Source organism: Labilithrix sp., assembly GCA_019637155.1.
Lineage (GTDB): Bacteria > Myxococcota_A > Polyangia > Polyangiales > Polyangiaceae > Labilithrix.
Genome location: JAHBWE010000011.1, coordinates 85,926 through 110,594, shown reverse-complemented (window position 1 = coordinate 110,594; position 24,669 = coordinate 85,926). Strand labels below are relative to the sequence as shown.

21 protein-coding genes and 1 pseudogene are annotated in these 24,669 nt (G+C 70.8%); 20 read left to right on the top strand and 2 right to left on the bottom strand.

Features of this window, described 5'->3' with window-relative positions; all coding sequences use genetic code 11:
* Positions 1-10 precede the first annotated feature (10 nt).
* Genes KF837_23785 through KF837_23770 form a run of 4 tightly spaced genes read left to right on the top strand, consistent with a single transcriptional unit; the run spans position 11 to position 3,238 of the window.
* Positions 11-1,327 carry a DUF2330 domain-containing protein gene (locus KF837_23785; GenBank protein MBX3230364.1) on the top strand — a complete coding sequence of 439 codons (1,317 nt, stop codon included), beginning with the start codon at positions 11-13 and terminating at the stop codon, positions 1,325-1,327.
* Positions 1,328-1,344: 17 nt separating this feature from the next.
* A complete protein-coding gene (gene ruvA / locus KF837_23780; GenBank protein MBX3230363.1) occupies positions 1,345-1,971 on the top strand; it encodes a Holliday junction branch migration protein RuvA in 627 nt (208 codons plus the stop codon).
* Positions 1,972-2,013: 42 nt separating this feature from the next.
* The gene (locus tag KF837_23775; protein ID MBX3230362.1) at positions 2,014-2,841 is read left to right on the top strand and encodes a hypothetical protein; all 828 of its coding nucleotides are present in this window, start codon (positions 2,014-2,016) and stop codon (positions 2,839-2,841) included.
* A gap of 1 nt (position 2,842) precedes the next feature.
* Positions 2,843-3,238 carry a hypothetical protein gene (locus KF837_23770; GenBank protein ID MBX3230361.1) on the top strand — a complete coding sequence of 132 codons (396 nt, stop codon included), beginning with the start codon at positions 2,843-2,845 and terminating at the stop codon, positions 3,236-3,238.
* A 16-nt stretch (positions 3,239-3,254) separates the two neighbouring features.
* Here KF837_23770 and KF837_23765 read toward each other — a convergent pair whose 3' ends face one another.
* Positions 3,255-4,694, bottom strand: coding sequence for a diguanylate cyclase (locus KF837_23765; GenBank protein ID MBX3230360.1), 1,440 nt, complete (start codon positions 4,692-4,694; stop codon positions 3,255-3,257).
* 48 nt (positions 4,695-4,742) lie between these two features.
* On the opposite strand from KF837_23765, the gene KF837_23760 reads away from it, so the two are divergent.
* From KF837_23760 to cdd, 7 genes are read left to right on the top strand one after another with little or no spacing between them, the layout of a single operon-like run.
* Positions 4,743-5,621, top strand: a complete 879-nt coding sequence (locus KF837_23760; GenBank protein ID MBX3230359.1) for a 3-hydroxyacyl-CoA dehydrogenase family protein — start codon at positions 4,743-4,745, stop codon at positions 5,619-5,621.
* Positions 5,621-6,823, top strand: a complete 1,203-nt coding sequence (locus KF837_23755; GenBank protein ID MBX3230358.1) for an acetyl-CoA C-acyltransferase — start codon at positions 5,621-5,623, stop codon at positions 6,821-6,823. The genes KF837_23760 and KF837_23755 overlap by 1 nt, the downstream gene beginning before the upstream one ends.
* Complete coding sequence (locus KF837_23750; protein MBX3230357.1) at positions 6,820-7,635, top strand: 3'-5' exonuclease; 816 nt, start codon at positions 6,820-6,822, stop codon at positions 7,633-7,635. The genes KF837_23755 and KF837_23750 overlap by 4 nt, the downstream gene beginning before the upstream one ends.
* Before the next feature lie 9 nt (positions 7,636-7,644).
* The gene (locus KF837_23745; protein MBX3230356.1) at positions 7,645-9,084 is read left to right on the top strand and encodes a hypothetical protein; all 1,440 of its coding nucleotides are present in this window, start codon (positions 7,645-7,647) and stop codon (positions 9,082-9,084) included.
* Positions 9,081-9,569 (top strand): pantetheine-phosphate adenylyltransferase, encoded by a 489-nt coding sequence (gene coaD / locus KF837_23740; protein MBX3230355.1) that lies wholly within the window; start codon positions 9,081-9,083, stop codon positions 9,567-9,569. The genes KF837_23745 and coaD overlap by 4 nt, the downstream gene beginning before the upstream one ends.
* A gap of 14 nt (positions 9,570-9,583) precedes the next feature.
* Positions 9,584-10,414, top strand: a complete 831-nt coding sequence (locus tag KF837_23735) for a purine-nucleoside phosphorylase (GenBank protein ID MBX3230354.1) — start codon at positions 9,584-9,586, stop codon at positions 10,412-10,414.
* Positions 10,411-10,839, top strand: a complete 429-nt coding sequence (cdd, locus tag KF837_23730; GenBank protein MBX3230353.1) for a cytidine deaminase — start codon at positions 10,411-10,413, stop codon at positions 10,837-10,839. Before KF837_23735 ends, cdd begins: the two co-directional genes overlap by 4 nt.
* Here cdd and KF837_23725 read toward each other — a convergent pair.
* Positions 10,826-11,338 (bottom strand): hypothetical protein, encoded by a 513-nt coding sequence (locus KF837_23725; protein ID MBX3230352.1) that lies wholly within the window; start codon positions 11,336-11,338, stop codon positions 10,826-10,828. The two genes, cdd and KF837_23725, sit on opposite strands and share 14 nt — an antisense overlap.
* 191 nt (positions 11,339-11,529) lie before the next feature.
* Between KF837_23725 and KF837_23720 the strand changes: the two genes are divergently transcribed.
* The 9 genes and pseudogenes from KF837_23720 (at position 11,530) to KF837_23680 (ending at position 24,605) form a co-directional block, all read left to right on the top strand.
* On the top strand, positions 11,530-12,210 hold the full coding sequence (locus tag KF837_23720) for a hypothetical protein (protein ID MBX3230351.1): 681 nt from the start codon (positions 11,530-11,532) through the stop codon (positions 12,208-12,210).
* Positions 12,211-12,295: 85 nt separating this feature from the next.
* Positions 12,296-13,285 (top strand): annotated as a pseudogene (locus tag KF837_23715) (hypothetical protein).
* The gene (locus KF837_23710) at positions 13,282-14,085 is read left to right on the top strand and encodes an ABC transporter ATP-binding protein (protein ID MBX3230350.1); all 804 of its coding nucleotides are present in this window, start codon (positions 13,282-13,284) and stop codon (positions 14,083-14,085) included. The pseudogene KF837_23715 and the gene KF837_23710 overlap by 4 nt, the downstream one beginning before the upstream one ends.
* A complete protein-coding gene (locus KF837_23705) occupies positions 14,082-15,656 on the top strand; it encodes an ABC transporter permease/substrate-binding protein (protein MBX3230349.1) in 1,575 nt (524 codons plus the stop codon). Before KF837_23710 ends, KF837_23705 begins: the two co-directional genes overlap by 4 nt.
* 268 nt (positions 15,657-15,924) lie before the next feature.
* Positions 15,925-16,878, top strand: coding sequence for an endonuclease/exonuclease/phosphatase family protein (locus KF837_23700; GenBank protein MBX3230348.1), 954 nt, complete (start codon positions 15,925-15,927; stop codon positions 16,876-16,878).
* A 173-nt stretch (positions 16,879-17,051) separates the two neighbouring features.
* The gene (locus KF837_23695) at positions 17,052-18,011 is read left to right on the top strand and encodes a hypothetical protein (GenBank protein MBX3230347.1); all 960 of its coding nucleotides are present in this window, start codon (positions 17,052-17,054) and stop codon (positions 18,009-18,011) included.
* A 163-nt stretch (positions 18,012-18,174) separates the two neighbouring features.
* The gene (locus KF837_23690) at positions 18,175-20,520 is read left to right on the top strand and encodes a hypothetical protein (GenBank protein MBX3230346.1); all 2,346 of its coding nucleotides are present in this window, start codon (positions 18,175-18,177) and stop codon (positions 20,518-20,520) included.
* Between the two features lie 11 nt (positions 20,521-20,531).
* Positions 20,532-21,482: a HEAT repeat domain-containing protein gene (locus tag KF837_23685; protein MBX3230345.1), complete on the top strand. Its 951-nt coding sequence runs from the start codon at positions 20,532-20,534 to the stop codon at positions 21,480-21,482.
* A 33-nt stretch (positions 21,483-21,515) separates the two neighbouring features.
* On the top strand, positions 21,516-24,605 hold the full coding sequence (locus tag KF837_23680) for a hypothetical protein (GenBank protein ID MBX3230344.1): 3,090 nt from the start codon (positions 21,516-21,518) through the stop codon (positions 24,603-24,605).
* Positions 24,606-24,669: the final 64 nt, after the last annotated feature.

Sequence of the window (24,669 nt, the reverse complement as noted above, 5' to 3'; positions counted from 1 at the left end):
GGGAGGGTTCATGAAACACGTCGTGCTCGTCGCAGGTCTCGCCGCCGCCATCCTGCTCGCCGGCGAGCGCCCCGCGGAGGCGTGCGGCGGCTGCTTCGCTCCGCCGGAGACGCCCACGGTGGTGACGGATCACCGCATGGTGTTCGCCGTGTCGCGCGACCAGTCCACGCTCTACGATCAGATCCGCTACCAGGGCGCGCCGGAGAGCTTCGCGTGGGTGCTGCCGTTCGCGGGCCAGATCGAGGTCGGCGTCTCGTCGGACGCGCTGTTCGCGACGCTCGACAGCAACACGCAGACCGTCATCCTGCCGCCGCCGACGAACTGCCCGCCGCGCCCTTCGGGCTGCTCGCGAGCCGCGCGCGCATCCGCGTCTCCGGACCAGGCCGGGAACGGCGGCGTCGAGGTGTTGAAGCGCGAGGTCGTGGGTCCCTACGACACCGTGCAGCTGAAGGCGACGGATCCGAACGCGCTCATCGACTGGCTCGCGCAGAACAGGTACGCGCTGCCGGACGACGTGAAGCCCGTCGTCGCGGCGTACCAGGGCGAGCACTTCAACTTCCTCGCGCTCAAGCTCGTGCCCGGGAAGGGCGTCCAGGACATGCGTCCGGTGCGCGTGACGACGAAGGGCGCGAACGTCGCGCTGCCGCTCCGCATGGTCGCGGCCGGCGCCGGCGCGAACGTCGGCATCACGCTCTGGGTCGTCGCCGAGGGCCGCTACGAGCCGCAGAACTTCGGCTCGTTCGTCATCGAGGCGAACGAGCTCGTGTGGAGCTGGGCGGAGAGCAAGAGCAACTACACCGACCTCCGCGCGAAGAAGACGGCGGACGGCGGGGGCCGGGTCTGGGAGGTCGAGAGCTCCACCCAGCTGCCGCGCACGCTCATCGACGACCAGATGCGGTACGAGCGGAGCTACCTCCCCGTCAGCGACGCCGGCGCGCTCGATCCGGAGGCGCAGGAGGCGGAGGCGCGGAGCGCCGATCTCGAGGTCCTCTTCGCCGGCATCGTGCCCGGCGCCGAGCGCGTGACGCGCATGCGCGCGGACCTCTCCCGCGCCGCGCTCGATCACGACCTCCTCCTCCGCGCGACGGCCGATCAGTCGCCGCTCACGCGCCAGCGCCAGGTCACCGCCGAGATCGGGGAGCCGCAGTGCCCGATCTTCGACGGGTGCGACGGGGCGGGGACCGCGCCGCGCTCGGAGGCGATCCGGCGCGCGAACGGCGACGACGGCGGCTGCACGACGACGACGGGGCGCGCCTCGCCGGCGTGGCTCGCGGTCGCGCTCGGCTTCCTCGGCGTGTCGCTCCGCCGTCGCCGTCGCCGAAACTAGAGTATGGTCGCGCCGGCATGATCGGCCGCCTGACCGGCAAGGTGATCGAGGAGGACGACGGCACGACCGTCATCGACGTGAACGGCGTCGGCTACGAGCTCGTGACGCCGCTCGGCACGATCGGGCGCGCGGCGGCCGACGCGGACGGGCGCGTGACGCTCTTCGTCCACACCCACGTGCGCGAGGACGTCTTCTCGCTCTTCGGGTTCGCCTCGGAGGGCGACCGCGTCGCGTTCCGCACCCTCATCGGCGTGAGCAGCGTCGGGCCGAAGACGGCGATCTCGGTCCTCTCCGCGCTCCCCGCGCACGAGCTCGGACAGGCGATCGCGCAGAAGCAGCTCGGCAAGCTCACCTCCATCAGCGGCATCGGGAAGAAGACGGCGGAGCGCCTCCTCCTCGAGCTGAAGGACAAGCTCTCGATCCTCCACGCCGCGCCGCCGGCGAAGGCCGGAGCGAAGGGCCAGGCCGCCGCAGCGGCGCCGCCGGCGTCGAGCCACGGCGACGTCCTCGCGCGGGCGCTCGTGAACATGGGCTACAAGCAGAGCGAGGCCGATCGCGCGGTGGAGCAGCTCGCGCCGCGGATCGCGGAGGGCGCCGCGCTCACCGACCTCGTGAAGGAGGCTCTCGCGCTCCTGTCGAAGTAGCGGCGGAGGACGAGGCCGGCTAAGACGCATCGAGCGACGAGAATGGCGACCAAGAAGAAGACCGGGAAGACCTCGAAGAAGGACAAGCGCGGCGGGACGAAGCGGCAAGAGCGTCGCTTCGTCTCGCAGTCGTCGACGAGCCCCGCGCTCGTGAAGGGCCTCGGCGCGATCGCGGCGCTCGCGCTCGGCGCCGGCCTCTATGCCTACTTCTACGGTCAGAGCTTCAACGACGACGCGACGAAGGCGATCCCGTCGTACGTCATCGCGGCCGGCGCCGTGCTGATGGGCGCGACGATCTGGCTCGGCACGAGCGCGGAGAACCCCGTCCGCGTCGGCGCGCCCGGCATCTCGGTCGAGAAGGGCGATCTCCGCCGCATGCCGTGGTGGGGGATCGACAAGATCACGTTCGAGGCCGGCTCGCTCTCGCTCGTCGTCGCGGGTCGCGACGAGTCCAACGTCGACTGGACCTTCAAGGTCTCGGTGAAGGCGCACCCCGAGGCGGTGGGCTGGATCATCCGCGAGGCGCAGGATCGGGTCCCGCGTCGCGTCGACGTCCCGGAGGAGACGCTCGAGAAGCTCCCCTCCGCGCCGGAGCACGCGGGGCAGAAGCTCGATCTCGAGCCGCTCCAGGTCGTCGGCAAGCGCTGCGCGCAGACGGGCAAGACGATCAGCTACGAGCCCGACGCGCGCGTGTGCCCGCGCTGCGAGCGCGTCTACGCGAAGCGCCACGTCCCGAAGAAGTGCAAGTGCGGCAACTCGCTGGTCCACCTCCAGCCGACCGACGTCCAGGAGGAAGAAGACGACGACGACGACGACGAGGACCGGACGTCGTCGAAGAAGCTGGAAGCAGCGGAAGAGGCGGAGAGCTGACATGCCGAAGGAGCTGGTAGCGCGCGGCATGGGCGCGAGCCCGGGCACGGCGACGGGGCAGATCGTCTTCCACTCGCAAGACGCGGTCGCGCTCGCGAGCGAGGGCAAGCCGGTCATCTTCGTGCGCATCGAGACGACGCCGGAGGACGTCCCCGGCATGAAGGCCGCCGCCGGCATCCTGACCACGCGCGGCGGCATCACCGGAGACGCCGCCATCGTCGCGCGGAGCCTCGGCAAGCCCTGCATCGCGAGCTGCTCCCAGCTCCGCGTCGACTACACGAGCGGCGGCAGCCTCACGATCCTCCGCGACTCGATGGGCGGCTCCGAAGACCTCGTCCTCGCGAAGGGCTCCCTCGTCACCATCGACGGCGCCAAGGGCGAAATCTGGACGGAGTGACGCGTCACGCGGCCGATCACGCCGTCTCCACGCGATTCCGGCCGCGGTGCTTTGCGGCGTACATGGCCTTGTCGGCGCGGCCGAGGAGGTCGTCGAGCTGCCAGTCGCCGCTCTCGGCGCTCGCGAGGCCGACCGAGGCGGTCGCGCGGTGCTCGGTGCCGTTCGGGAGGACGTACTTCGCGTCCGCGATCGCGCGGCGGACGCGCTCCGCCGCGACGCGCGCGCCCGCCTCCGCCGTCTGCGAGAGCGCGAGGACGAACTCCTCGCCGCCCCACCGCGCGACGAAGTCGCTCTTGCGCGCGATCGCGGAGAGCACGCGCGCGACGCCCTGGAGCACCGCGTCGCCGGCGTCGTGGCCGAGCGTGTCGTTCACCTTCTTGAAGTGGTCGACGTCGAGCAAGAGCATGCTCATCGGGAAGAGCTGCGTCGCGCTCGCCTCGCGCGCCTTCTCGATCCGCTCCACGAACGCGCGGCGGTTGAGGAGCCCGGTGAGCGTGTCGGTCGACGCGAGGCGGTTCGCCTCCGCGACGAGGGCGGCCATGCGGAGCGGGCCGCCGAGGTCGTTCGCGAGGAGCGCGACGAAGCGGCGATCGTCGTGCGAAGCGCCGCGCCGCGAGGGCGACATCGCGATCTTGCCGATCTGCTGCGCGCCGAAGCGCACCGGCAGGAGGATCGGCGGCGTCGACCACTCCGCCTCGACCGGACGCTTGTCGGCGATCACGAACGCGTCCCCCTCCGCCGGCTTGCGCCGTTCGGTCGGGAGCTGCACGTCGAGCGCGTCGCGCGCCTCGCGCTCCGCGACGTCGCGGAGGTCCGGGTGGGTGTGGATCATCAGGCGCGTCGGGTACTTCACCTGGATCGGCGCGGTGCGATCGGTCGCGAGCGCGAGCCAGCGGTACCCCGACACGTCGGACGCGAGCGCGGCGAGCCCCTCGAAGAGCGCCTCGAGCTCCTCTGCCTTCTGCGCGAGCGCGCGGACCTCGCCCGCGATCGTCGACTCGAAGAGCGACTGATCGAGGAGCTGCGAGAGGCGCTCCTGCACGTTGCCGCGCGTGACGAGCGGCGGCGCGACCGCGGGCGGCGGCCGCGTCTTCGGCGACGACGTGAGATCGGAGAGGACGTCGATGAGCCGATCGATCTCCGTCTTCGTGACGTACGCGGCCGCCCCGGCGTGACGCGCCCAGAAGCGTGAGCGGCGATCGTCCGACGCGGTGAGGAGCACGACCGGCACGTGCTGCGTCGCGGGCTCCGCGCGGAGGAGGCGGCAGAGGAGCAGACCCGAGATGCCGGGCATCCAGAGATCGGTGATGACCGCGTCCGGCGGCCGCTCGAGCGCGAGCTCCGCCGCCTCGGAGGCCTGCCCGACGTCGACGACCTCGTGGCCCTTGTCGCGCAGGCGTACCCCGAGGAGGGCTCGCGCGCTCGCGCTGTCGTCGACCAAGAGGACTCGCGCCACGGGGTTAGGCTATGGTCGCGCGGCCGCTGGAAGAAAGAAAGTAATGTCATGAGCACGATCAGCCTCACGGTCACCGTCCTCGGGACGGGCACGATGGGACAAGGAATCGCCCAGGTCACCGCCCAGAGCGGCCACACCACACGGGTATTCGACGCCGCGGAGGGCCGCGCGAAAGCGGCGGTCGGCGCGATCGCGGCGCAATTCGAGAAGCTCGTCGGGAAGGGCAAGATCACGAACGACGTGCGGGCTGGCGCCCTCAACCGCCTCTCCGCCGCCACGACCGCGGCCGACGCTTGCGCCGGCGCGGACGTCGTGATCGAGGCGATCCCGGAGGACATGGCGCTGAAGATCGCGGTCCTCTCGGAGGTGCTCCCGCACGCGGACAAGAACGCGCTCGTCGCGTCGAACACGTCCTCGCTCAGCATCACCGAGCTCGGCGCGAAGCTCGCGGTCGCCCCGCGCACGATCGGCCTCCACTTCTTCAACCCGCCGCCGGTGATGGAGCTCGTCGAGGTCGTGCGCGGCCTCGCGACGAGCGAGGACACGCTCGCGCGCTCGCTCGGCTTCGTGAAGAGCCTCGGCAAGACGCCGATCGTCGTCCGCGACGTGCCCGGGTTCGCGACCTCGCGCCTCGGCGTCATCCTCGGCTGCGAGGCGATGCGGATGCTCGAGGCCGGCGTCGCGAGCGCGGCCGACATCGATCGCGGAATGGAGCTCGGCTACCGCCACCCGATGGGCCCGCTCAAGCTCACCGACCTCGTCGGCCTCGACGTGCGCCTCGCGATCCTCGATCACCTCACGAAGGAGATCGGCGAGCAGTTCCGTCCTCCGCCGCTCCTACGCACGATGGTCCGCGCCGGCAAGCTCGGGAAGAAGACCGGCGAAGGCTTCTACAAGTGGGTCGACGGCCAGGCGGTGATCCCGTGATGCGCCCCGTCTACCTCGTCGCCGGCCTCCGCACCCCGATCGGCAAGCACCGCGGCGCGCTCGCGAGCGTCCGCGCGGACGACCTCGCCGCGCACGTGATCGTCTCGCTCCTCGAGCACCGCGACGTCGAGGTGCTGAAGCGCGTCGACCACGTCGTCTTCGGCGCGACGAACCAGGCCGGCGAGGACAACCGCAACGTCGCGCGCATGGCGGCGCTCCTCGCCGGCCTCCCCTACGCCGTGCCCGCGGTGACGGTGAACCGCCTCTGCGGGAGCGGCCTCGAAGCCGTCGCCGACGCCGCGCGCCGCGTCGCGACCGGCGACGCCGAGTGCGTGATCGCGGGCGGGGTGGAGAGCATGACGCGCGCGCCCTTCGTCTTCGGCAAGAGCGACGAGGCGTTCCCGCGCACGCCGCCGCGGGTCTTCGACACCTCGCTCGGCTGGCGCTTCGAGAACCCGAAGATGGCGGAGCGCTTCCGCCTCGACTCGATGGGCGAGACGGCGGAGAACGTCGCCGACAAATGGAAGATCGGGCGCGAGGAGCAGGACGCGTTCGCGCTCGCCTCGCACGAAAAAGCGATCGCGGCGCAGAAGGCCGGCGCGTTCGAGGCGGAGATCGCGCCCGTGAAGATCCCGCAGAGGAAGGGCGATCCCGTCGTCGTCGCGACCGACGAGTCGCCGCGCGCGGACGCGTCCGCGGCCGCGCTCGCGAAGCTCCAGCCGGTCTTCAAGAAGGGCGGGAGCGTCACGGCGGGGAACAGCTCGCCGCTGAACGATGGCGCGTCCGGCGTGCTCGTGATGAGCGAAGAGGCGATGAAGGCCTCGGGCCAGGAGCCGCTCGCGCGCGTCGTCGCGTCCGCGACCGCGGGCGTGGAGCCGGGCTTCATGGGCGAGGGGCCGATCCCGGCCGGCAAGAAGGCGCTCGCGCGCGCGGGATGGAGCGCGGGCGAGCTCGATCTCGTGGAGCTCAACGAGGCCTTCGCCGCGCAGGCGATCGCGTGCGTGCGCGGCCTCGAGCTCGATCCGGCGAAGGTCAACGTCCGCGGCGGCGCGATCGCGCTCGGCCACCCGATCGGCTCGAGCGGCTGCCGCATCCTCGTCACGCTCCTCCACGCGATGAAGGCAGGGGGCGCGAAGCGCGGGATGGCCGCGCTCTGCATCGGCGTCGGACAGGGCATCGCGATGTGCGTCGAGCGCGTGTGAGCGCGAAGAACGCGCCGCCGCCGGGTCCGCCGTGGGACCTGCCGCTCGCGGAGGCGCCGCTCGCGTTCGTCGACCTCGAGATGACGGGGCTCGACCCGAAGCGCGATCGCGTGCTCGAGGTCTGCATCGAGCGCGTCGTCGGGGAGGCGGTCGTGGACCGAATGCACGAGATCGTCCGCCCCGACGGCGGGGAGTCCGGCAACGTCCACATCCACGGCATCGCGGCGGAGGAGATCGCGCGCGCGCCCACGTGGCGCGAGCTCGCGGACCGCGTCGCCGCGCTGCTCGGCGGCGCCGTCCTCGTCGCCCACGGCGCCTGGTGGGACGTCGCGTTCCTCCGCGCCGAGATGGAGCGCGCCGCGCATCGGTTCACGATCGAGCACTACCTCGACACGCTGAACCTCTCCCGCCGCGCGTTCGGGCTCGACAAACACTCGCTCGACGCGCTGCGCGCCCACTTCGGGATCGACGCCGGCCGCGCGCACCGCGCCGACGCCGACGTCCGCGCGCTGCGGGAGGTCTTCGCCCGGTGCTGCGCCGCGCTCGACCCGTCGACGCCGCGGGACCTGTGGCAGGTGCGCATCGCGGAGAAGCAGGTCCGCGAGCACGTCCTTGCACAATGCAAAGAAGCCCTCGACGCGAAGCGGGAGTGTACGGTGGTCTACCGCGCCCGGGCCCGCCCCGCCGAGCCGCTCCGCATGATGATCACGGCGATCGACCTGGGGCTCGACCCCCCACGGGTGATCGGCTATCAGCTCCCCGGTCGTGGCCGGCGCGAGCTCCGCGCCGACCGCATCCTGCGGATCGAGTGAGAGATTCCCATGCGACGCTTCCTCTTGAGCCTGGTCCCTTCCGTCCTCTTCGTGTGCGCCGCCTGCGGTGACGGTCCGGACGCCGCGTCCCCCGGTCGCTCGCAGCTCGCCGACAAGTGGCTCACCCGCGCGAAGCTGAGCTTCAAGGCGGGCGACCTCGAGGACGCGACGCAGGCGATCGACGGCGCGCTGAAGGCCGCGCCGAAGGACCGCGAGACGCGCCTCACCGCCGCGCGCATCGCGCTCTCGAAGCTCGAGTTCGAAGAGGCGATCAAGCAGAGCGAGGGCCTCGAGGGCGCCGACGCGAAGGGCGTGCGCGGCCGCGCCTTCTGGTACGCGGGCGACATCGAGCGCGCCGCCGACGAGCTCGACGACATGCTGCGCGACCCGCTCGTGAAGGACCCGTGGGCGCGCGACGTCGCGAAGCTCGCGCGCCGCGGTCACGGCCGGCACCCCTTCGCGCTCGAGGGCGGGGTCGTCTCCGCGATCGAGATGCCGCAAGGCGGTCCCGCGCTCGTGGTCCCGTGCGAGCTCGAGGGCGAGCGCATCCTCGCGCTCGTCGCGACGAACTTCGGCGAGGTCATGATCGACTCGTCGAGCCGCAAGGAGCCCGCCTGGGTCAACCTCCGCTTCGGCGAGAACTTCGAGGTGAAGGACGTCCCCGCCCTCACCTACGACCTCTCCGCGATCTCGCGCCAGCTCGGCGGGACGATCAAGGCGCTCCTCGGCGTGAACCTCCTCCGCCGCATGCACACGACGATCGATCGCCACGGCTCGCAGTTCGTCGTGCGCAAGAACGAGCCGCCGGCGCCGCCGACCGCGGTCCGCATGCCCGTCGTCTACGCGAAGGGCGGCGCGATGATGCTGCGCGCGCAGGTGTCGAACAAGCCGGAGGGGCAGACGCTCCTCTTCGTCGACTCGTCGGCGTTCTATCCGATGGCGCTCGACGAGGCGACGCTCAAGCGCTCGGGCGCCGACATCTCGACGTGGCACTCGGAGCCGGGCGCGCCGCCGTCGTGGAAGATGGGCCCGCTCCCGTTCTTCAAGCTGGGCGAGCTCGACCTCTCGCAGTTCCCGGGCGTGACGGGCCCGTCGACGAGCGACTACAAGGCGAGCTTCGACGTCGACTTCGGCGGCATCGCGGGCGCGGGTCTCCTCTCCATCTTCCGGATGACCTTCGCCGACGAGGGCAAGTGGCTCTGGATGGAGCTCGATCCCACGGTGATGGGCGGCGCGCCGGAGCCGCCGCCCCCGCCGGCCGGCGCGGTCCCGCCGCAGCCGCCGCCCGACAACGCCGCCCCGCCGACGAGGATCGAGACGCCGCGGCTCGCGCCGCCGACCGCCACGCCGCCGAGCCCGGAGCCGGCGCCGGCTCCAGCCCCGGCGCCGAAGCCTCCGCCGAACGCGTCGAAGCCGCCGCCGAACGAGAGCAAGGGCGCCGCGAAGTGAGCGCGCGCATCGCCGTCTACGCGGGCAGCTTCGATCCCGCGACGCTGGGTCACCTCGATCTCATCGAGCGCGCGGCGACGCTCTTCGAGAACGTCATCGTCGCGATCGGCGTCCACCCGACGAAGCACCCGCTCTTCACGCACGCCGAGCGCGTCGATCTCCTGAAGCAGATCACGTCGCACCTCCCGAACGTGGCGATCGACAGCTTCGACGGCCTCCTCATCCAGTACTGCGCGAAGAAGGGCGCCGGCGTCATCGTCCGCGGCCTCCGCGTCACGACCGACTTCGAATACGAGCTCCAGATCGCGCACGCGAACGCGGACCTCGAGCCGAGGATCGACACGGTGTTCCTCCCCACGCGGACGCGCCACGGCTTCGTGAGCGCCTCGCTCGTGCGCGAGATCGCGAGCCACGGCGGCGACGTGAGCCGCTACGCGCCGGCCGTCGTCTGCGACGCGCTCGCGCGCAAATACAGTCGTCCGTGATAGGTTCGCTCCCCATGGAGCAGAACATCGTCGCGCGCCTCGACGAGACCCTCGCCGCCGTTCGCGCGCGCACCAACGTCGCCCCGAAGGTCGGCGTGGTGCTGGGGAGCGGCCTCGGCAGCTTCGCCGACTCGCTGACGGAGCTCGAGAAGATCCCGTACGCGGAGATCCCGAACATCCCGCCGCCGAAGGTCATCGGCCACGCCGGCAACCTCTGCTTCGGCCGCGTCGACGACGTCCCGGTCGTCTGCATGCAGGGCCGCGTGCACCTCTACGAGGGCCACCCGGTCTGGCAGGTCGTGCACGGGGTGCGCGTGATGGCCCGCCTCGGCGTGAAGTGCGTGCTGATCACCAACGCCGCGGGCGGCATCGCCGACGGCTGGGCGCCGGGCGACCTCATGGTCATCACCGACCACATCAACATGATGTACCCGCATCCGCTCCTCGGCCCGAACGAGGAGTCGCTCGGCACGCGCTTCCCCGACATGACGAACGCGTACGACAAGGACCTGCGCGCGAAGCTCGCGGCCGTCGCGGCGAAGGAGAACATCCAGCTCCGCGAGGGCGTCTACGCGGGCGGCATCGGCCCCGCCTACGAGACACCTGCAGAAATTCGCATGTTTCGCGTCCTCGGCGCGCAGGCGGTGGGGATGAGCACGGTGCCGGAGGTGATCGCGCTCCGCCACATGCGCGTGCCGTGCGCGGCGCTCTCCTGCATCACGAACCTCGCCGCGGGCATCTCGCCGGTGGAGCTGAACCACGCCGAGGTCGAGGAGACGGCGAAGGCGCGACGCGAGGACCTGAAGCGCCTCCTCCGCGGCTGGATCCTCGCGAGCGCCGCATGAAGAAGAAGCAGCCTTCGAAGAAGGACGCGGCGATCCTCGACGAGCTGGTGCAGCGCGCGAAGAAGGTCCGCAAGAACGCGCACGCGCCGTACTCGAAATACAAGGTCGGCGCCGCGCTGCGGACGAAGAGCGGCAAGGTCTTCGAGGGCTGCAACGTCGAGAACGCCTCCTTCGGCGCGACGATCTGCGCCGAGCGCGGCGCGGTCATGCAGATGATCGCCGCGGGCGAGTCGAAGCCGGTCGCGCTCGCGGTCGTCACGCAGGGCAAGCAGCCCGCCGCTCCGTGCGGCATCTGCCGCCAGGTCCTCGCCGAGTTCACGAAGGACCTCCCGATCGCCCTCGTCGGCCTCGGCGCGAAGGACGGCGAGGTCGGCAAGGTGGTCCACCTCGCGGAGCTCTTGCCGCTGCAGTTCAAGCTCGGGTAACGCCCTCGGTCACGGCTCGGATCCGGCACAGCAGGTCCGGGAGGCTCGACGCGGCGGCGTGGCTCTGCGTGCGCTCCATCGCGACGCCGCCGGGCGTGAGCGTCACCGTCGTCACGACGGAGACCGGAGCCGCGACCACGAGGTCTCGCGGCTCGGCGCTCTTCGGCGCGACGGAGCGCAGCGCGCACGCCGTCGTGTCGAGCGTGTAGTCGGCGGCGCCGGCCTCGGGCTCGCCGACGTCGGCGCTCGACCAGGTCCCGTCGGCGTTGCGCCAGAACGAGAGGCTGCGCGGTCGCTCGGTCTCGTTCCACCCATCCGCGACGGCCTCGCAGTACGGCGTGTCGCCGCGATGCACGGCGGCGGGGAAGTCGAACGTGCCGGCGAACCGCGCCTCGTCGCACGTGTCCGCGGGCGTCGAGGGCGCGAGGGTGGAGGTCGGCTCTTCCGACGGCGAGGTGTTGCAAGCGATGAGGAGAAGGAAAGCGGCTGCGCGTTTCATGAGGGCGCGCCACATCAATGCCCGTGCCTCCGCGCTCGCGCCGCCTCTCGCGCGACGCCTCGCGCGCGGCAGCACGCATGTCGGCGATACCTGGTGGGCCGGGAGCGCCGGCGGCGGTCCGCCACCCGGCCTGATCCCTCAGGAGGGATCGCGCCGCGTCGTGGATGCTACGATGCTCGAACGCGTGCTCGATGCGCCATCTCGACTTCAGCTCGTGGCAGACGTTGCTCTCGACGCTCTTCGGGCTGGCGCTCTTCGCGCTGGTCGGGGTGGGGATCCGCCTCGTCCTTCTGCAGACGGTGCAGCAACGTCGCGAGCGCGAGAACCGGCAGATCAACGAGCGACTCCGCACGCTCATCGCCGCGTACAAGACGCTGGGCGGCTCCTTCACCGGGAACCTCAGCGTCGATCCGACGCACCTCAAGGACCTGCGCGTGCAGGGCGGAGCCCCTGACGTCGACGACGAGAGGAAGAGCAGCGATCGCTCCCGCCGCATTCGCGACGCGGTGGAGGGCGCGCTCTCCGACGTCATCCTGCTCGGCACCGAAGAGCAGGTCCGCCTCGCGACGCACGCCGCGCGCGAGCTCGTCTCCGGCCGCCCGGTGCACACCGCCGAGCTCGTCGTCTCTCTCCGCGACTTCATCCGCGGCGTGCTCGATCTCGCCCCCGTCGCGCCGGACCTCGCGATCCCCCCGCAAGGCCCCACCCGCCCCGGCTCGGGCGCAAACGCCCGCGGCGACCGCAAAGACGAAGCCCGCGGCGGCGGCAAAGGAGGCGGCGGCGGCGCCATGGGAGCCGGCGGCGGCATGGGCGGCAGCATCGGCCTCGTGACCGACGACCCCCTCGCCCACGACGAGGACCACCACAGCTGACGGGCGGCGACGGCGAACGGGGGCGACGGCTCGAAGACGAGATCGGCGAGATCGTCGCGAGCGCGAGCGCGTCGGAGCGCGAGGCGGTCAGTGCGACGACGGCAACAACCTGAGCGGCGACGGCTGCTCGGCGAGCTGCCTCGACGAGAACGGTCCCGAAGTAGCAGCGGCGCGAGCGCTCGAGCTCGACCACGGACGGGCTCGAGCTGCGACGGTTCGTCACCGTGCGACATTAAGCGTCGAAATAGGTGCTCGTTCGTGGCATGTTCGGGGTGTGATGACTCATCGACACTCTGCAAATCGGCTCCACCCCGAGTGGTTGGACCGCGTTCGTTTGCCCTCGGGCGCAAGAGCTCTCGAGCAAGACGAGGAGTGGTGCGAGCTCGAGGAAGAAGGCTCGTGGCACCGCCTGCGGTTCCACAACTACGCCGCGATCTTCCGCAAGCCGGGCCTCTACGAGCACGTCTTCTACGGCCTGCTCAAATGTTGCTCTCCCGAGCGCGTCGCCTCGATGCTCGAGACGACCGTCCTCGAGCAAAGCGGCACGCCGTCCGAGCACCGCGTGCTCGATCTCGGCGCCGGCAACGGGATGCTGGGAGAGGTGCTGCGCGCGCGCGGCTTCAAGCACATCCTCGGCGTCGACCTCCTGCCGGAGGCAAAGACGGCGGCGGAGCGCGATCGGCCGAACGTCTACGACGACTACCTCGTCGCGGATCTCGTGGAGTTCGACGCAGCGACGCGCGCCGCCATCGCCAAGTTCGCGCCGACGTGCATCACGTGCGTGGCCGCGCTCGGCTTCGGCGACATCCCGCCCCGCGCGTACTTCAACGCCGTGTCGATGATCCCCGCCGGCGGCTTCGTCGCCTTCAACATCCGCGCGGACTTCCTCGACACCCGGTACGCGTACGGCTTCTCGGAGCTCGTCCGGCGGATGACGGCGCGGAACGTCATGCGCATCGAGTCGATGCAGCGCTACCAGCATCGCTTGTCCGTTCGCGGCGAGCCGCTCTGGTACACCGCGATCATCGCGACCAAGCTCGACGAGATCACGCCGGACATGCTCGTGGAGCCTTGATCCGGTTCGAAGCGATCGCCAAGTCGTACGGCGACGCCGCGATCCTTCGCGACTTCGACCTCGTCGTTCGCGAGGGCGAGCTGCTCGTCATGCTCGGCGAGAGCGGAAGCGGAAAGACGACCGCGCTCAAGATGGTCAACCGCCTCGTCGAGCCTTCGGCGGGGCGCGTGCTCGTCGCGGGCGAGCCGGTCGCGTCGCGCCCGCTCGCGGCGCTCCGGCGATCGATTGGCTACGTGTTCCAGCGGTTCGGGCTCTTCCCGCACATGACGATCGCCGAGAACGTCGGCGTCGCGCCGCGCCTCTCGGGCTGGCAAGCGGACGCGATCGAACGGCGCGTCGACGAGCTCCTGGAGCTCGTCGCGCTCGCGCCGGCGGATCATCGCGCGCGGTACCCGCACATGCTCTCCGGCGGACAGCAGCAGCGCGTGGGCCTCGCGCGCGCTCTCGCGCTCGAGCCGCACATCATGCTGCTCGACGAGCCGTTCGGGGCGCTCGATCCGCTGAGCCGCGACGCGCTCCAGGTCGAGTACCGGCGGCTCCACGATCGACTCCGCCTCACGACCGTCATGGTCACGCACGACATGAGCGAGGCGCTCTCGATGGCCGATCGAGTCGCCGTCCTCTCGAAGGGCCGCATCGTCCGGCTCGGGACGCCGGCGGAGCTCATCGCGTCGCCGGAGCACCCCGTCGTCGAGGCGCTCCTCGCGACCCCGATGCGGCAGCTCTCGCGCCTCGAGTCGCTGCGCGCGACGGACACGAGCGCGACGGACACGAGCGCGGCGGGCTCGAGCGCGCGATGACGTCGCCGCTCCGGGAGGCGATCGCCGAGCTCCCAGCCCTCCTCGCCGCGCACGTCACGGTGGCGGGGCTCGCGCTCGGCGCCGGCACGCTCGCGGGGCTCGCGCTCGCGATCGGCGTCCGCAAGTCGCCGCGCTGGCGCGCCGCCGTGCTCGGCCTCGCGAGCGTGGTGCAGACCATCCCGAGCCTCGCGCTGCTCGCGCTGATGGTGCCGCTCCTCGGGACGTTCGGCTTCTGGCCCGCGCTGTCGGCGTTGATCCTCTACAGCCTGCTGCCGGTGCTCCGGAACACGGTCGCGGGGCTCGACGGCGTGCCGGCCGAGGTCCTCGAGGCGGCCGACGCGGTGGGCATGTCCTCGCGCGAGCGCCTCCGCCTCGTGGAGCTCCCGATCGCGCTGCCGGTGATCCTCGCCGGCGTCCGGACCGGCACGGCGTGGGTCATCGGCACCGCGACGCTCACGACGCCGGTCGGACAGCCCAGCCTCGGGAACCTGATCTTCGCGGGCCTCCAGACGCGCAACTGGGGAGCGGTCCTCGCCGGGTGCCTCGCCGCGGCGGCGCTCGCGCTCGTGCTCGACGCGCTCCTCGCCTCGCTCGAGACGGCCGCGCGCGCGCGATCGAGGCCCCGCGCGGCGGCGACCTTCGCCGCGCTCCTCGCCGTGTTCGTCGTCGGCGTGCTCGGCGCCCGCAGCAGCGCGAGCGCGCCGATCGCGACGTCCGGCGCGGTGGCTCCGGGCACATCACGAGCGGCGCCCCGCGTGAAGCGACCGGTCGTGGTGGGCGCGAAGACGTTCACGGAGCAGTACATCCTGGCAGAGCTGATCGCAGAGAGGCTGCGCGCGCGTGGGATCGAGGTGGAGCAGAAAGCGAGCCTGGGATCGTCGGTCGTGTTCGACGCGCTCACGGCCGATCGGATCGGCGTCTACGTCGACTACTCGGGCACGCTCTGGGCGAACGTGCTCGGACGCACCGACGTGGCGCCGCGCTGGCGCGTGAACGCCGCGATCGCGGAGTGGCTGTCGTCGAAGCACGGCGCGCGCATGCTGGGCCCGCTCGGCTTCGAGAACGCGTACGCGATCGCGATGCGCCGCGAGCGTGCGAGCGCGCTCGGCGTCCGGACGATCGCCGATCTGAGGCCGCACGCGCCGGGCCTCGCGCTGGGCGGCGACTACGAGTTCTTCCAGCGCCCGGAGTGGCGGCGCGTCCGCGACGCGTACGGCCTCGCGTTCCCGCGCCTCGTCAACTTCGACGCGAGCTTCCTCTACGACGCGATCGCGAAGGGCGACGTCGACGCGATCGCCGCGTTCTCCAGCGACGGACGCATCGCGCTCTACGACCTCGTCGTCCTCGAGGACACCGTCCCCGCGCTCCCTCCCTACGACGCGGTGCTGCTCCTGTCCCCCGCGCTCGCGGACGACGCGGAGGTCGTCGCCGCGCTCTCGCCGCTCGTGTCGGCCATTCGCGTCGAGGCGATGCGCGAGGCGACGCTCATGGTCGATCGCGATCGCGACAAACGCACCGTCCGCGAAGCCGCCGAGTGGCTCTCCCAGACCGCCGGCGCCCCGAAGCCGTAGCCTGGCCCGGGCCATGGCCTGGCCCCCGGATGCGTTTCCGAAGCTGAAATCGGCGCTCCGGACGCGACGCGTCGTCGATCCAGCGACGACGCAGACTTACGGCCCCGGCATTACGACTGCGTCTCAAGTGGCTGGATCCCTGTCGACTCACGGGGCAAAAGCGCCGAGAATTTCAGGGTCTGCCTCACGAGGAGCGCGTGTGCAGAAGCGTTTGAAGTTGCCGATTCGGAAACGCGGAGTACGCCGTCAGCTCGGTCCCAAGCCCGTCATGTTGCATCGTCTGTTCCTCCTCCTCTCCCTGATCGCCGCCGTCGGCGTCGGCGCGTGCGCGCCCGAAGGTGAGATCGCGGACGACGCCGACGATCCCGTCATCGTCGCGGACGAGCAAGACGTCGTCGGCGCCGGGCGCCGCGTGTGCACGTGGAACGTCCGGCGGCTCGGCAACAACTTCAACAACGAGCCGAAGAACATCGACGCCACCGCGAAGGTGATCCGCGAGAACTGCGACCTCGTCGCGCTCACCGAGGTCATGGTCACGATCGCGGCGGCGGGCAGCGACCACCGCGGCTTCGACGAGCTCCTCGCGAAGCTCGGCAGCCGCTACTGGGCCGGCAGCATCTCCGCCCATCCGGTCCCCAATCCGCCGACGTCGAGCTCCGAGTTCTACGCGTTCATCTGGCGCAAATCGGCGGTGTCCGAGTGCGAGGGATGGACCGGCGTGCAGACGCTGAGCGATCCGGAGGACGTGTTCATCCGCGAGCCGGCGTGGGGCTGCTTCAAGCTCCGGGCGCACGCGCACGAGCTCGTCCTCGGCGCGTACCACGCCCTCTTCGGCTCGCTCCCCGAGCGAAAGCGCGAGGTCGGTTTCCTCGACGACGACCTCGATCGCGACGGCACCGCCGACGAGCTCTTCGAGGCGATGAAGGCGTCGCGGCCGGGCGACCCCGACGTCCTCCTCCTCGGCGACTTCAACCTGAAGCCGAACGAGCTCGCCGAGGTGCTGCCGCGCTACGTCGACCTCACGACGAACACCGGCTCGACGATCAACCAGTCGAACGAGATCACGAACAACCAGTACGACCACGCGCTCGTGCCGCCCGGCGCGCGCCTCCTCGCCGCGACGAAGCCCGCGGAGACGCTCGACGTCCGCGGCGTCGTCGCCGGGAACAAGTTCTACACGAGCGTCAGCGATCACCTCCCGATCCGCGTGATCCTGAAGTAAATCCGCCGCGTCTTGCGACAGCGGGAGGGCGCCCACACGTGGATCGTGGGTGGCTCGAAGTGCGAGATCCTCGGGGAAAACGCGATCTCGGCGTTCGCTCGATTCGCGCAATCGTACGCAGTGTAACTATTGGAAGTTGCAGGGAGTTCGATCTCCCGTCACTCCATAGGAACATGCCCCGCCTCACCTTTCTCTTCATCCTCGCCAGCCTGCTCTTCGTCGCGTGCGCGGCCGAAGGCGACGACGTGGACGACGACCTCGAGTCCGAGGACATCGGTGAGGCGACCTCCGACGTCATCGCCGGGGGCGGGCGCCGGGTGTGCGGCTGGAACGTCCGCCGCCTCGGCAACAACTTCGAGAACCAGCCGAAGGACATCGACGCGGTCGCGACCGTGATCCGTGACAACTGCGACATCGTCGCGCTCACCGAGGTCATGGTCACGATCAGCCAGAGCGGCACCAACACCGGCGGCTTCGACGCGCTGATGGCCAAGCTCGGGACCCGGTACTGGGGTGGCACGATCACGAGCCAGCCGGTGCCGAACCCGCCGACCTCGAACTCGGAGTACTACGCCTTCATCTACCGCAAGTCCGCGGCCGCGCCCTGCAACGGGTTCGCGACCCCGCGCTACATGAAGGACCCGCAGGACGTCTTCATCCGCGAGCCGGCCTACGCGTGCTTCAAGGTGAACGCGAGCTCGAAGGAGCTCGTCCTCGGCGCTTACCACGCCCTCTTCGGCTCGCCGATCGAGCGCCGGCGCGAGGTCAGCTTCCTCGACGACGACCTCGATCGGAACGGCAAGCCCGACGACCTCTTCGCCGCGATGAAGGCGTCGCGCTCCGGGTCGCCCGACGTCCTCCTCCTCGGCGACTTCAACCTCACCCCGAGCGAGCTCAAGGACGCGCTCCCGCGCTACGTCGACCTCACCGTCGGCACCGGCTCGACGATCAACTCGAAGAACGAGATCACGTCGAACCTCTACGACCACGCGGTCGTCCCCGCCGACTCGCGCCTCCTCAAGGCCGGCACGAAGCCGGCGCGGACGCTCGACGTCCGCCGCGTCGCGAAGAAGAACACGACGTTCTATACGTCGGTGAGCGACCATCTCCCCATCCGCATCATCATCGAGTAACTCGCCCTTCACCATCGCACACGCGACTTGGGGGCGAACGCCCCGAGGCAAAGGGGCCGCTACGCCCCTTGCAGCATGCACGTGATCGTGCGGAGGCAGCGGAACCGCGAGCATTCGTGGGAATGAAAGCGATGGCTCGACTCGTGCTGATGAGTCGCTCGCCATGCGATACCTGACCCGCGTTGCCGCCATCGCTCTCGTCGTCGGCGCCGTCCCCGCTAGCCCGACGCTCACAGCAGGCTGTAGCTCCGACGGGACCGCGGACGCCGGAGCCGGCGTCTCCGCGATCGTCTTCGTCAAGCGCCAGCACACCACCGTCGGACCGAACGGGCCGCAGGTCGACGTCGCCGGCGGCAACGGGCAGGTGCTCGACTACGACCGCTACGTCCCCGGCGGTCAGCTCGTCGTCCTCTCGCCCCCGCGCCCCGACGGCACGCTGAAGGTCATCACCTCGGACTTCCCGCAGGCCGACTTCAACGGCGTCGACGTGTCGTTCGACGCGAAGCAGGTCGTCTTCTCGATGAAGCGCGACCCCGACGATCACTACCACATCTACACCGCGCAGCTCGCGGACGCGAACGGCCGCTTCGAGATCCATCAGCGCACCGGCGGCGCGCACGACGACATCAACCCGATCTACCTCGCGGGCGGGCGCATCGCGTTCGTCACGAACGAGATGTACACCGCGATGGGCACGCGCGCGGACGAGTACAACCACGGCCGCCGCGTCACGCAGCTCGCGACGATCTCCGCCGACGGCGGCGACGCCGATCGCCGCCTCGCCTCGCAGAACCTCTCCCACACCGTCTCGCCGTGGACGCGCTTCGACGGCAAGATCGGCTACTCGCGCTGGGAGCACCTCGGCGGCGTGAACGACGTGAAGCTCTTCGCGTCGAACCCGGACGGCACGCAGATGGTCGGCCTCGCGGGCCAGCACGCGAAGCCCTCCAACTCGCTCTTCAACGTCCGCGAGGTCGAGCCGAACGTGATGGTCGGCATCGCGACGACGCGCGAGCGCACCATCCACGCCGGCGCGCTCGTGAAGATCGACGCGCGGAACCGCGCCGACTCCGTCTGCATGGACGTGAAGGTCCTCGACAAGGGCGCGCGCCCCTGCGTCGACGAGGAGAACGTCCAGTACACGATCCTCACGCCCGACGTTCCGACCTCGATGGCGCCGTCGCCCGCGGGCCGCTACCGCGAGCCGTCGCCGCTCCCGGACGGACGCATCCTCGTCTCGTGGGCGGAGGGCGCGGTGAACGACCTCGCCGAGCAGTCGGTCACGCCGCCGGACTTCGGCATCTACGTCTTCGACGAGCGGTCGCCGACGAGGAACAAGCTCATTTACAACGACCGCACGACCTGGGACCTCAACGCGGTCGCGGTGTACGTGCGGACCGAGCCGCCGCTCATCCGCGACCTCATCGGGCCGAACGTCGATCCGACGACGCCGGTGCGCATCGGCTCCGTCGACGTGAAGCAGACGAGCCTCACCAACGAGACGGTGGCGGGCGCCCAGTTCGGCGAAGGCGTGCCGCTGAGCGAGGCGCTCAAGGCCGCGACGAAGGTGCGCATCATCGAGGGCTTCTCGAGCGAAGGCGCGAAGGGCGTCACGATGTTCGGGCTCACGATGGACGAAGGCGCCGCGATCCTCGGCGAGGCCGACGTGAACCCCGACGGCAGCTGGCTCGCGGAGATCCCGCCGTACATCCCGGTCCACCTCCAGCCGATCGACAAGTTCGGGATGTCGATCCGAAACCAGCGCCTGTGGATCCAGGGCATGCCGGGCGAGGACCGCCGCTGCATCGGCTGCCACGAGCAGCGCTCCGGCGTCGGCCTCCCCACCGTCGGCGCGAACCCGACCGTCGCCGAGCAGCGCCAGGCGCAGCGCTTCGTCTTCGACGTCAAGGACCGCACCGAGATCTCGTGGGCGCTCCTGCCGAACGATCGCTACCCGGCGCTGCCGAACGCGCCGAAGGAGACGATCCAGGGCATCCTCGACGCGAAGTGCGTCCAGTGCCACGACGGCGGCGCGCAGGATCCCTTCGCCGGTCGCGAGTACGTCATGACGACGACGCTGCCGAACGATCCGACCCCGCGCGTGGAGCGCATCCCCTACCTCGATCTCTCGAGCGCGGAGATCACCGTCGTCTACGACCGCATGCCGGGCACGTACACGCGCTCGTACGTCTCGCTCTTCTATCCCTCCACGATGGAGATGGGGATGGGCAACACCACCCGCACCGGCGACGTCCCGCCGATGTGGGCGATCCCCAACAACGCGCGCGAGTCCGCGCTCATCAAGAAGCTGAACGTCAAGGCCGCGGACGGCAGCTTCGCGTACGGCAACCCCACGCTGCACCCGGAGGACAAGGGCATCACGCTGACCGACGACGAAAGGCTCGCGATCATCCGCGCGATCGACGTCGGCGGGCAGTACTACACGCGCCAAAACACGGGGTTCACCCCCTTCGACGCGGACCCGGTCGGACCGGGGCGGAAGTACTGAGGAGGCCGGCGATGCGTATCCAGAAGAACGCCAAGGTCACCGTCCACCCCGTCAGCGCCGCCGGCGTCCTCGCCGTCATCGCGCTCGCCTGCTGCTCGCTCGTCCGCAACCCGAACGCGGTCGCCGCAGACGGGCAGGAGATCGGCGGCACGAAGGCCATCTACGGCAACATCCCGCCCGATCAGATCGAGAGCCTCTCCACCGCCGACCGCATCAAGTCGGTCACCGCGCGCGCCGACTCCAACATGGCGATCTGGGAGGCGCTCGAGCACGGCGAGAAGGTCGAGTGCACCGACTGCATCCCGTCCGTCGCGGAGCTCCTCTACAACTCGAACCCGCGCACGCGCGAGATCGCGGCCTGGTGGCTCCGCCGCCGCATCTTCGGCGTGTTCGGACCGGGCCAGGTCTACGAGACCACGCTGAAGACGCTGGGCGATCAATCGAAGGACGCCATCACGCGCGCGTACGCGGCGGAGGCGCTCGGCGAGTTCCTCGCGCAGCCGGGCATCGAGGCCTGCGCGAACGCGGTGAAGAGCGATCCCGACGGCCTCGTCCGCGCGTCGGCGGCGGCCGCGCTCGGACGCCTCAACGACTCCGGCGGCGGCGCGCTCGCGCAGGCGCTCGGCGACGCGGATCCGCGCGTGAAGCTCGCCGCGATCCGCTCGGCGGGGAAGATCAACTCGTTCCCGGAGGCGGCGGCGATGGCGCGGCTCGCGAACGATCCCGACGGCAAGGTCCGCCGCAACGCCGCCGAGATGCTCGGCACGCTGCGGGTGAAGGACGGCTTCGACGCGCTCGCGACGATGGCGCGCGACGCCGACCCCGACGTCCGCAACGCCGCCGCGCACTCGCTCGGCGCGCTCCACGATCCGCGCGCGCGCGACGTCCTCGACGACCTATCCCGAAACGATCCGAACAACCTCGTCCGCGACCAAGCCACGATCGCTCTTCGCCGACTCTGATACCGTGCTCCCGTGACTCGCTGGAGATTGCCCGTGGCAGCGGCGTTGCTCGCCGCCGCCGTCGCTGCGTGCACGACGAAAGAGCCGCAACCGTCGACGTATTTCGATCGCTCGATCAGCCCGATCCTCACGACGTCGTGCGTTCGCACGAACACGGGCGCGGGCTGCCACGTCGCCGACGCGAAGGGCAACGCGTTCGGCAACCTCGACGTCTCGAGCTACGAGAACGTCGCCAAGCGGCGTGACCTCCTCGTCGACTACGGCGCGTACGGACAGCCCGCGTTCCTCCTCAAGAACGTCGATCCCTTCGAGGTCGAGGTCCGCACCTACGACGGCATCCCGGCGAAGATCACGACCGACATCAAGCACGCCGGCGGCTCGATCCTCGATCCGACCGCGACCGGGTACCAGACGCTGCGCCGCTGGATCCAGAACGGGGCGACGGAGAACAACACCGGCGTGCCGCCGTCCAGCATCAAGCGCCAGCCGTGCACGAACGTCGTCCCCGCGCGCGGCGACTTCGATCTCTCGCAGGACCCCGCCGAGCCGGACTTCGCCGTCTTCCGCGACCTCGTGAACCCGATCATCGCCGGCACGAACGTCGCGAGCGCGACGACGTGCGCGGCGGGGAACTGCCACGGCACCTCGTCGAACGCCCTCTACTTCACGTGCGGGACGACGCCGGAGGGCCTCCGCTGGAACTACTTCGCGGCGCAGGAGTACCTCGCGCAGAGCGCGGAGGAGAGCGAGCTCCTCCGCCGGCCGCTCGCGCCGGAGCAGGGCGGCGCGTACCACGAGGGCGGGCCGATCTTCGGCTCGCCGAGCGATCCCAACTACCAGGCGCTCGCGCAGTGGGCGGGCGCGCACGGTCCACCGCGCGGCGCGCCGACCGATCCGCCGTTCGTGTTCTTCGCGCACAAGGTGCAGCCGATCCTCGTGAAGAAGGGCTGCATGATGGTGCAGTGCCACTCCGCGTCGATGTTCCACGACTTCCGTCTCCACGGCGGCTCGGGCGGCAGCTTCTCGCTCTCCGCGACGCGGCAGAACTACGAGCTGTCCCTCGTGCAGATGGCGGTCGAGAGCGAGGACCCCGCCGCGAGCCGCATGGTGCGGAAGAACCTCTATCGCCCCGAGGTCTGCGGCGTGGCGGGCTGCGGAGAGCCGCAGGGCATCACCCACCGCGGCGGCCCGCTCCTCGAGGACTTCGGCGACGAGCGCGCGAGCCCGAAGCTCTGCGACGACGCGAACCACGACTACGACAACGGCGACATCGACCAGATCCCCGCCTACTGCGTGATGCTCGAGTGGCTCCGGCGCGAGCGCGCGGCGCGGAACCTCGCGCCGCTCAGCGCGATCGTCTACGTGCGCCGCCCGCTCGGGAGCGTGAAGCGCGCGCAGGACTTCGACGTCTACGCGCCGGGGGCCGACCTCCGCCGGATCGGGGCGCGGCTCGAGAACGGCGCGCTCGTCGCGGACGGCGCGGACACGTCGCTCACCGCGGGCTGCGGCCTCGACCCCGCCACCGCCGACATCCGCCGGCCGCAGGTCTCCTGGGACGCGACCCGCATCGCGTTCGCGGCGCGCGCCTCCGCCGCGGAGCCGCTCGCGGTCTACGAGATGAACGCCGACGGCTCGGGCTGCGCGAAGCACAGCGGGATCAACACGACGCCGCCGACGGCGAACGGGCTCCTCGTCCACAACTTCGATCCGACCTACGCGCCGCCCGACGGAGGCTTCACGCGGATCGTGTTCGCGTCGACGCGCGGCAACGTGCTCGTCGCGGGCGCAGCGCCGTACGACTACGAGGGCCCGCAGCGCACGCCGGCCGATCCGACGAAGCCGAACGCGAACCTCTACGTGCTCGAGCCCGATCCCGCCGCGCCCGCGCAGGCGCACGTGAAGCAGCTCACGTTCCTGCTCGACCTCGAGCGCCAGCCGTCCTTCATGGCCGACGGCCGCTTGATCTTCACCGCCGAGAAGCGGGCGCCGAATTTCTACCAGCTCGCGCTCCGCCGCATCAACCTGGACACCGGCGACTACCACCCGCTCTTCGCGCAGCGCGGCTCGATCGGCTTCCCCGAGGCGACGCAGGTGGTGGAGCTCGCGGACCGCGACTTCGCGACCATCTTCTCGCCGCAGAACGGGTCCGCCGCGGGGCGCCTCGGCGTCTTCAACCGCTCGATCGGGATCGACTTCACGAGCGCGAACCCAGCCGACTACCCGATCGATCCGTCCGCGATCGATCCCGCCGCGCCGACGTCGCCGAGCCCCAACTTCTTCCTCCGCTCGCTGCGGTTCCCCGATCCGGACGTCAACGCGCGCTACGCATCGCCCGCGCCGCTCCCGAGCACCTCGCTCCTCGTGAGCTACGGCGCCGGCGACGACCTCGACGTGTACGTGATGGCGACGACGACGGGCGTGAAGACGAAGCTGTTCGGCGAGCCCGGCAGCGCCGAGGTCGACGCGGTCGCGGTCTACCCGCGCATGCCGCGGCCGACCTTCGAGTCGTCGCTCGACGAGCCGAACGGCAGCACCGAGATCCAGCCCGGCTTCGCGTACGCGGACGTGCACGTCCTCGACTTCCCGCTCCTCGCCTCGCTCCTCTTCCAGAACACCCCGACCGGCCGCCTCGTCGATCGGGACGTCACGTCGTTCACCGTCTACGAGGACCTCCCTCCCCCGCTCGAGGTCGACGCGATCGAGAAAGCGGGGGCGTTCGCGTTCACGGACGCCTTCGGCACCGCGTACGCCCGCCGCCGCGAGCTCGGCTCGGTCCCGGTCTACGGCGACGGATCGGCGCGCTTCCGCGTGCCGGGCGGGCTCCCGCTCGTGCTCGGGCTCCCCGAGACGAAGCTCTCCCGCGAGCGGAACCTCCCCCGGACGCAGCGCGAGGCGATCGTGTTTTCTCCCGGCGAGGTCGTCCGGCAGGGCTTCCGCGCCGGCCTGTTCGACGCGATCTGCGCGCAGTGTCACGGCTCCGTCAGCGGACGGCCGATCGACACCGGGCTCCTCCCCGACTTCGTGACGCAGGCCTCGAGCACGGTCGCGCGCGAGTCCGATCCGACCAACCTCGACAAGGCCCCCGGCGCGCGCGGACCAGAATCGCCCGCGCCGGCGAATTGAGGTTCGCGACCCCGAACCGCCAAAATCGTAGCGGTTCCCTGGGCACGATCCCCTTCCATACACG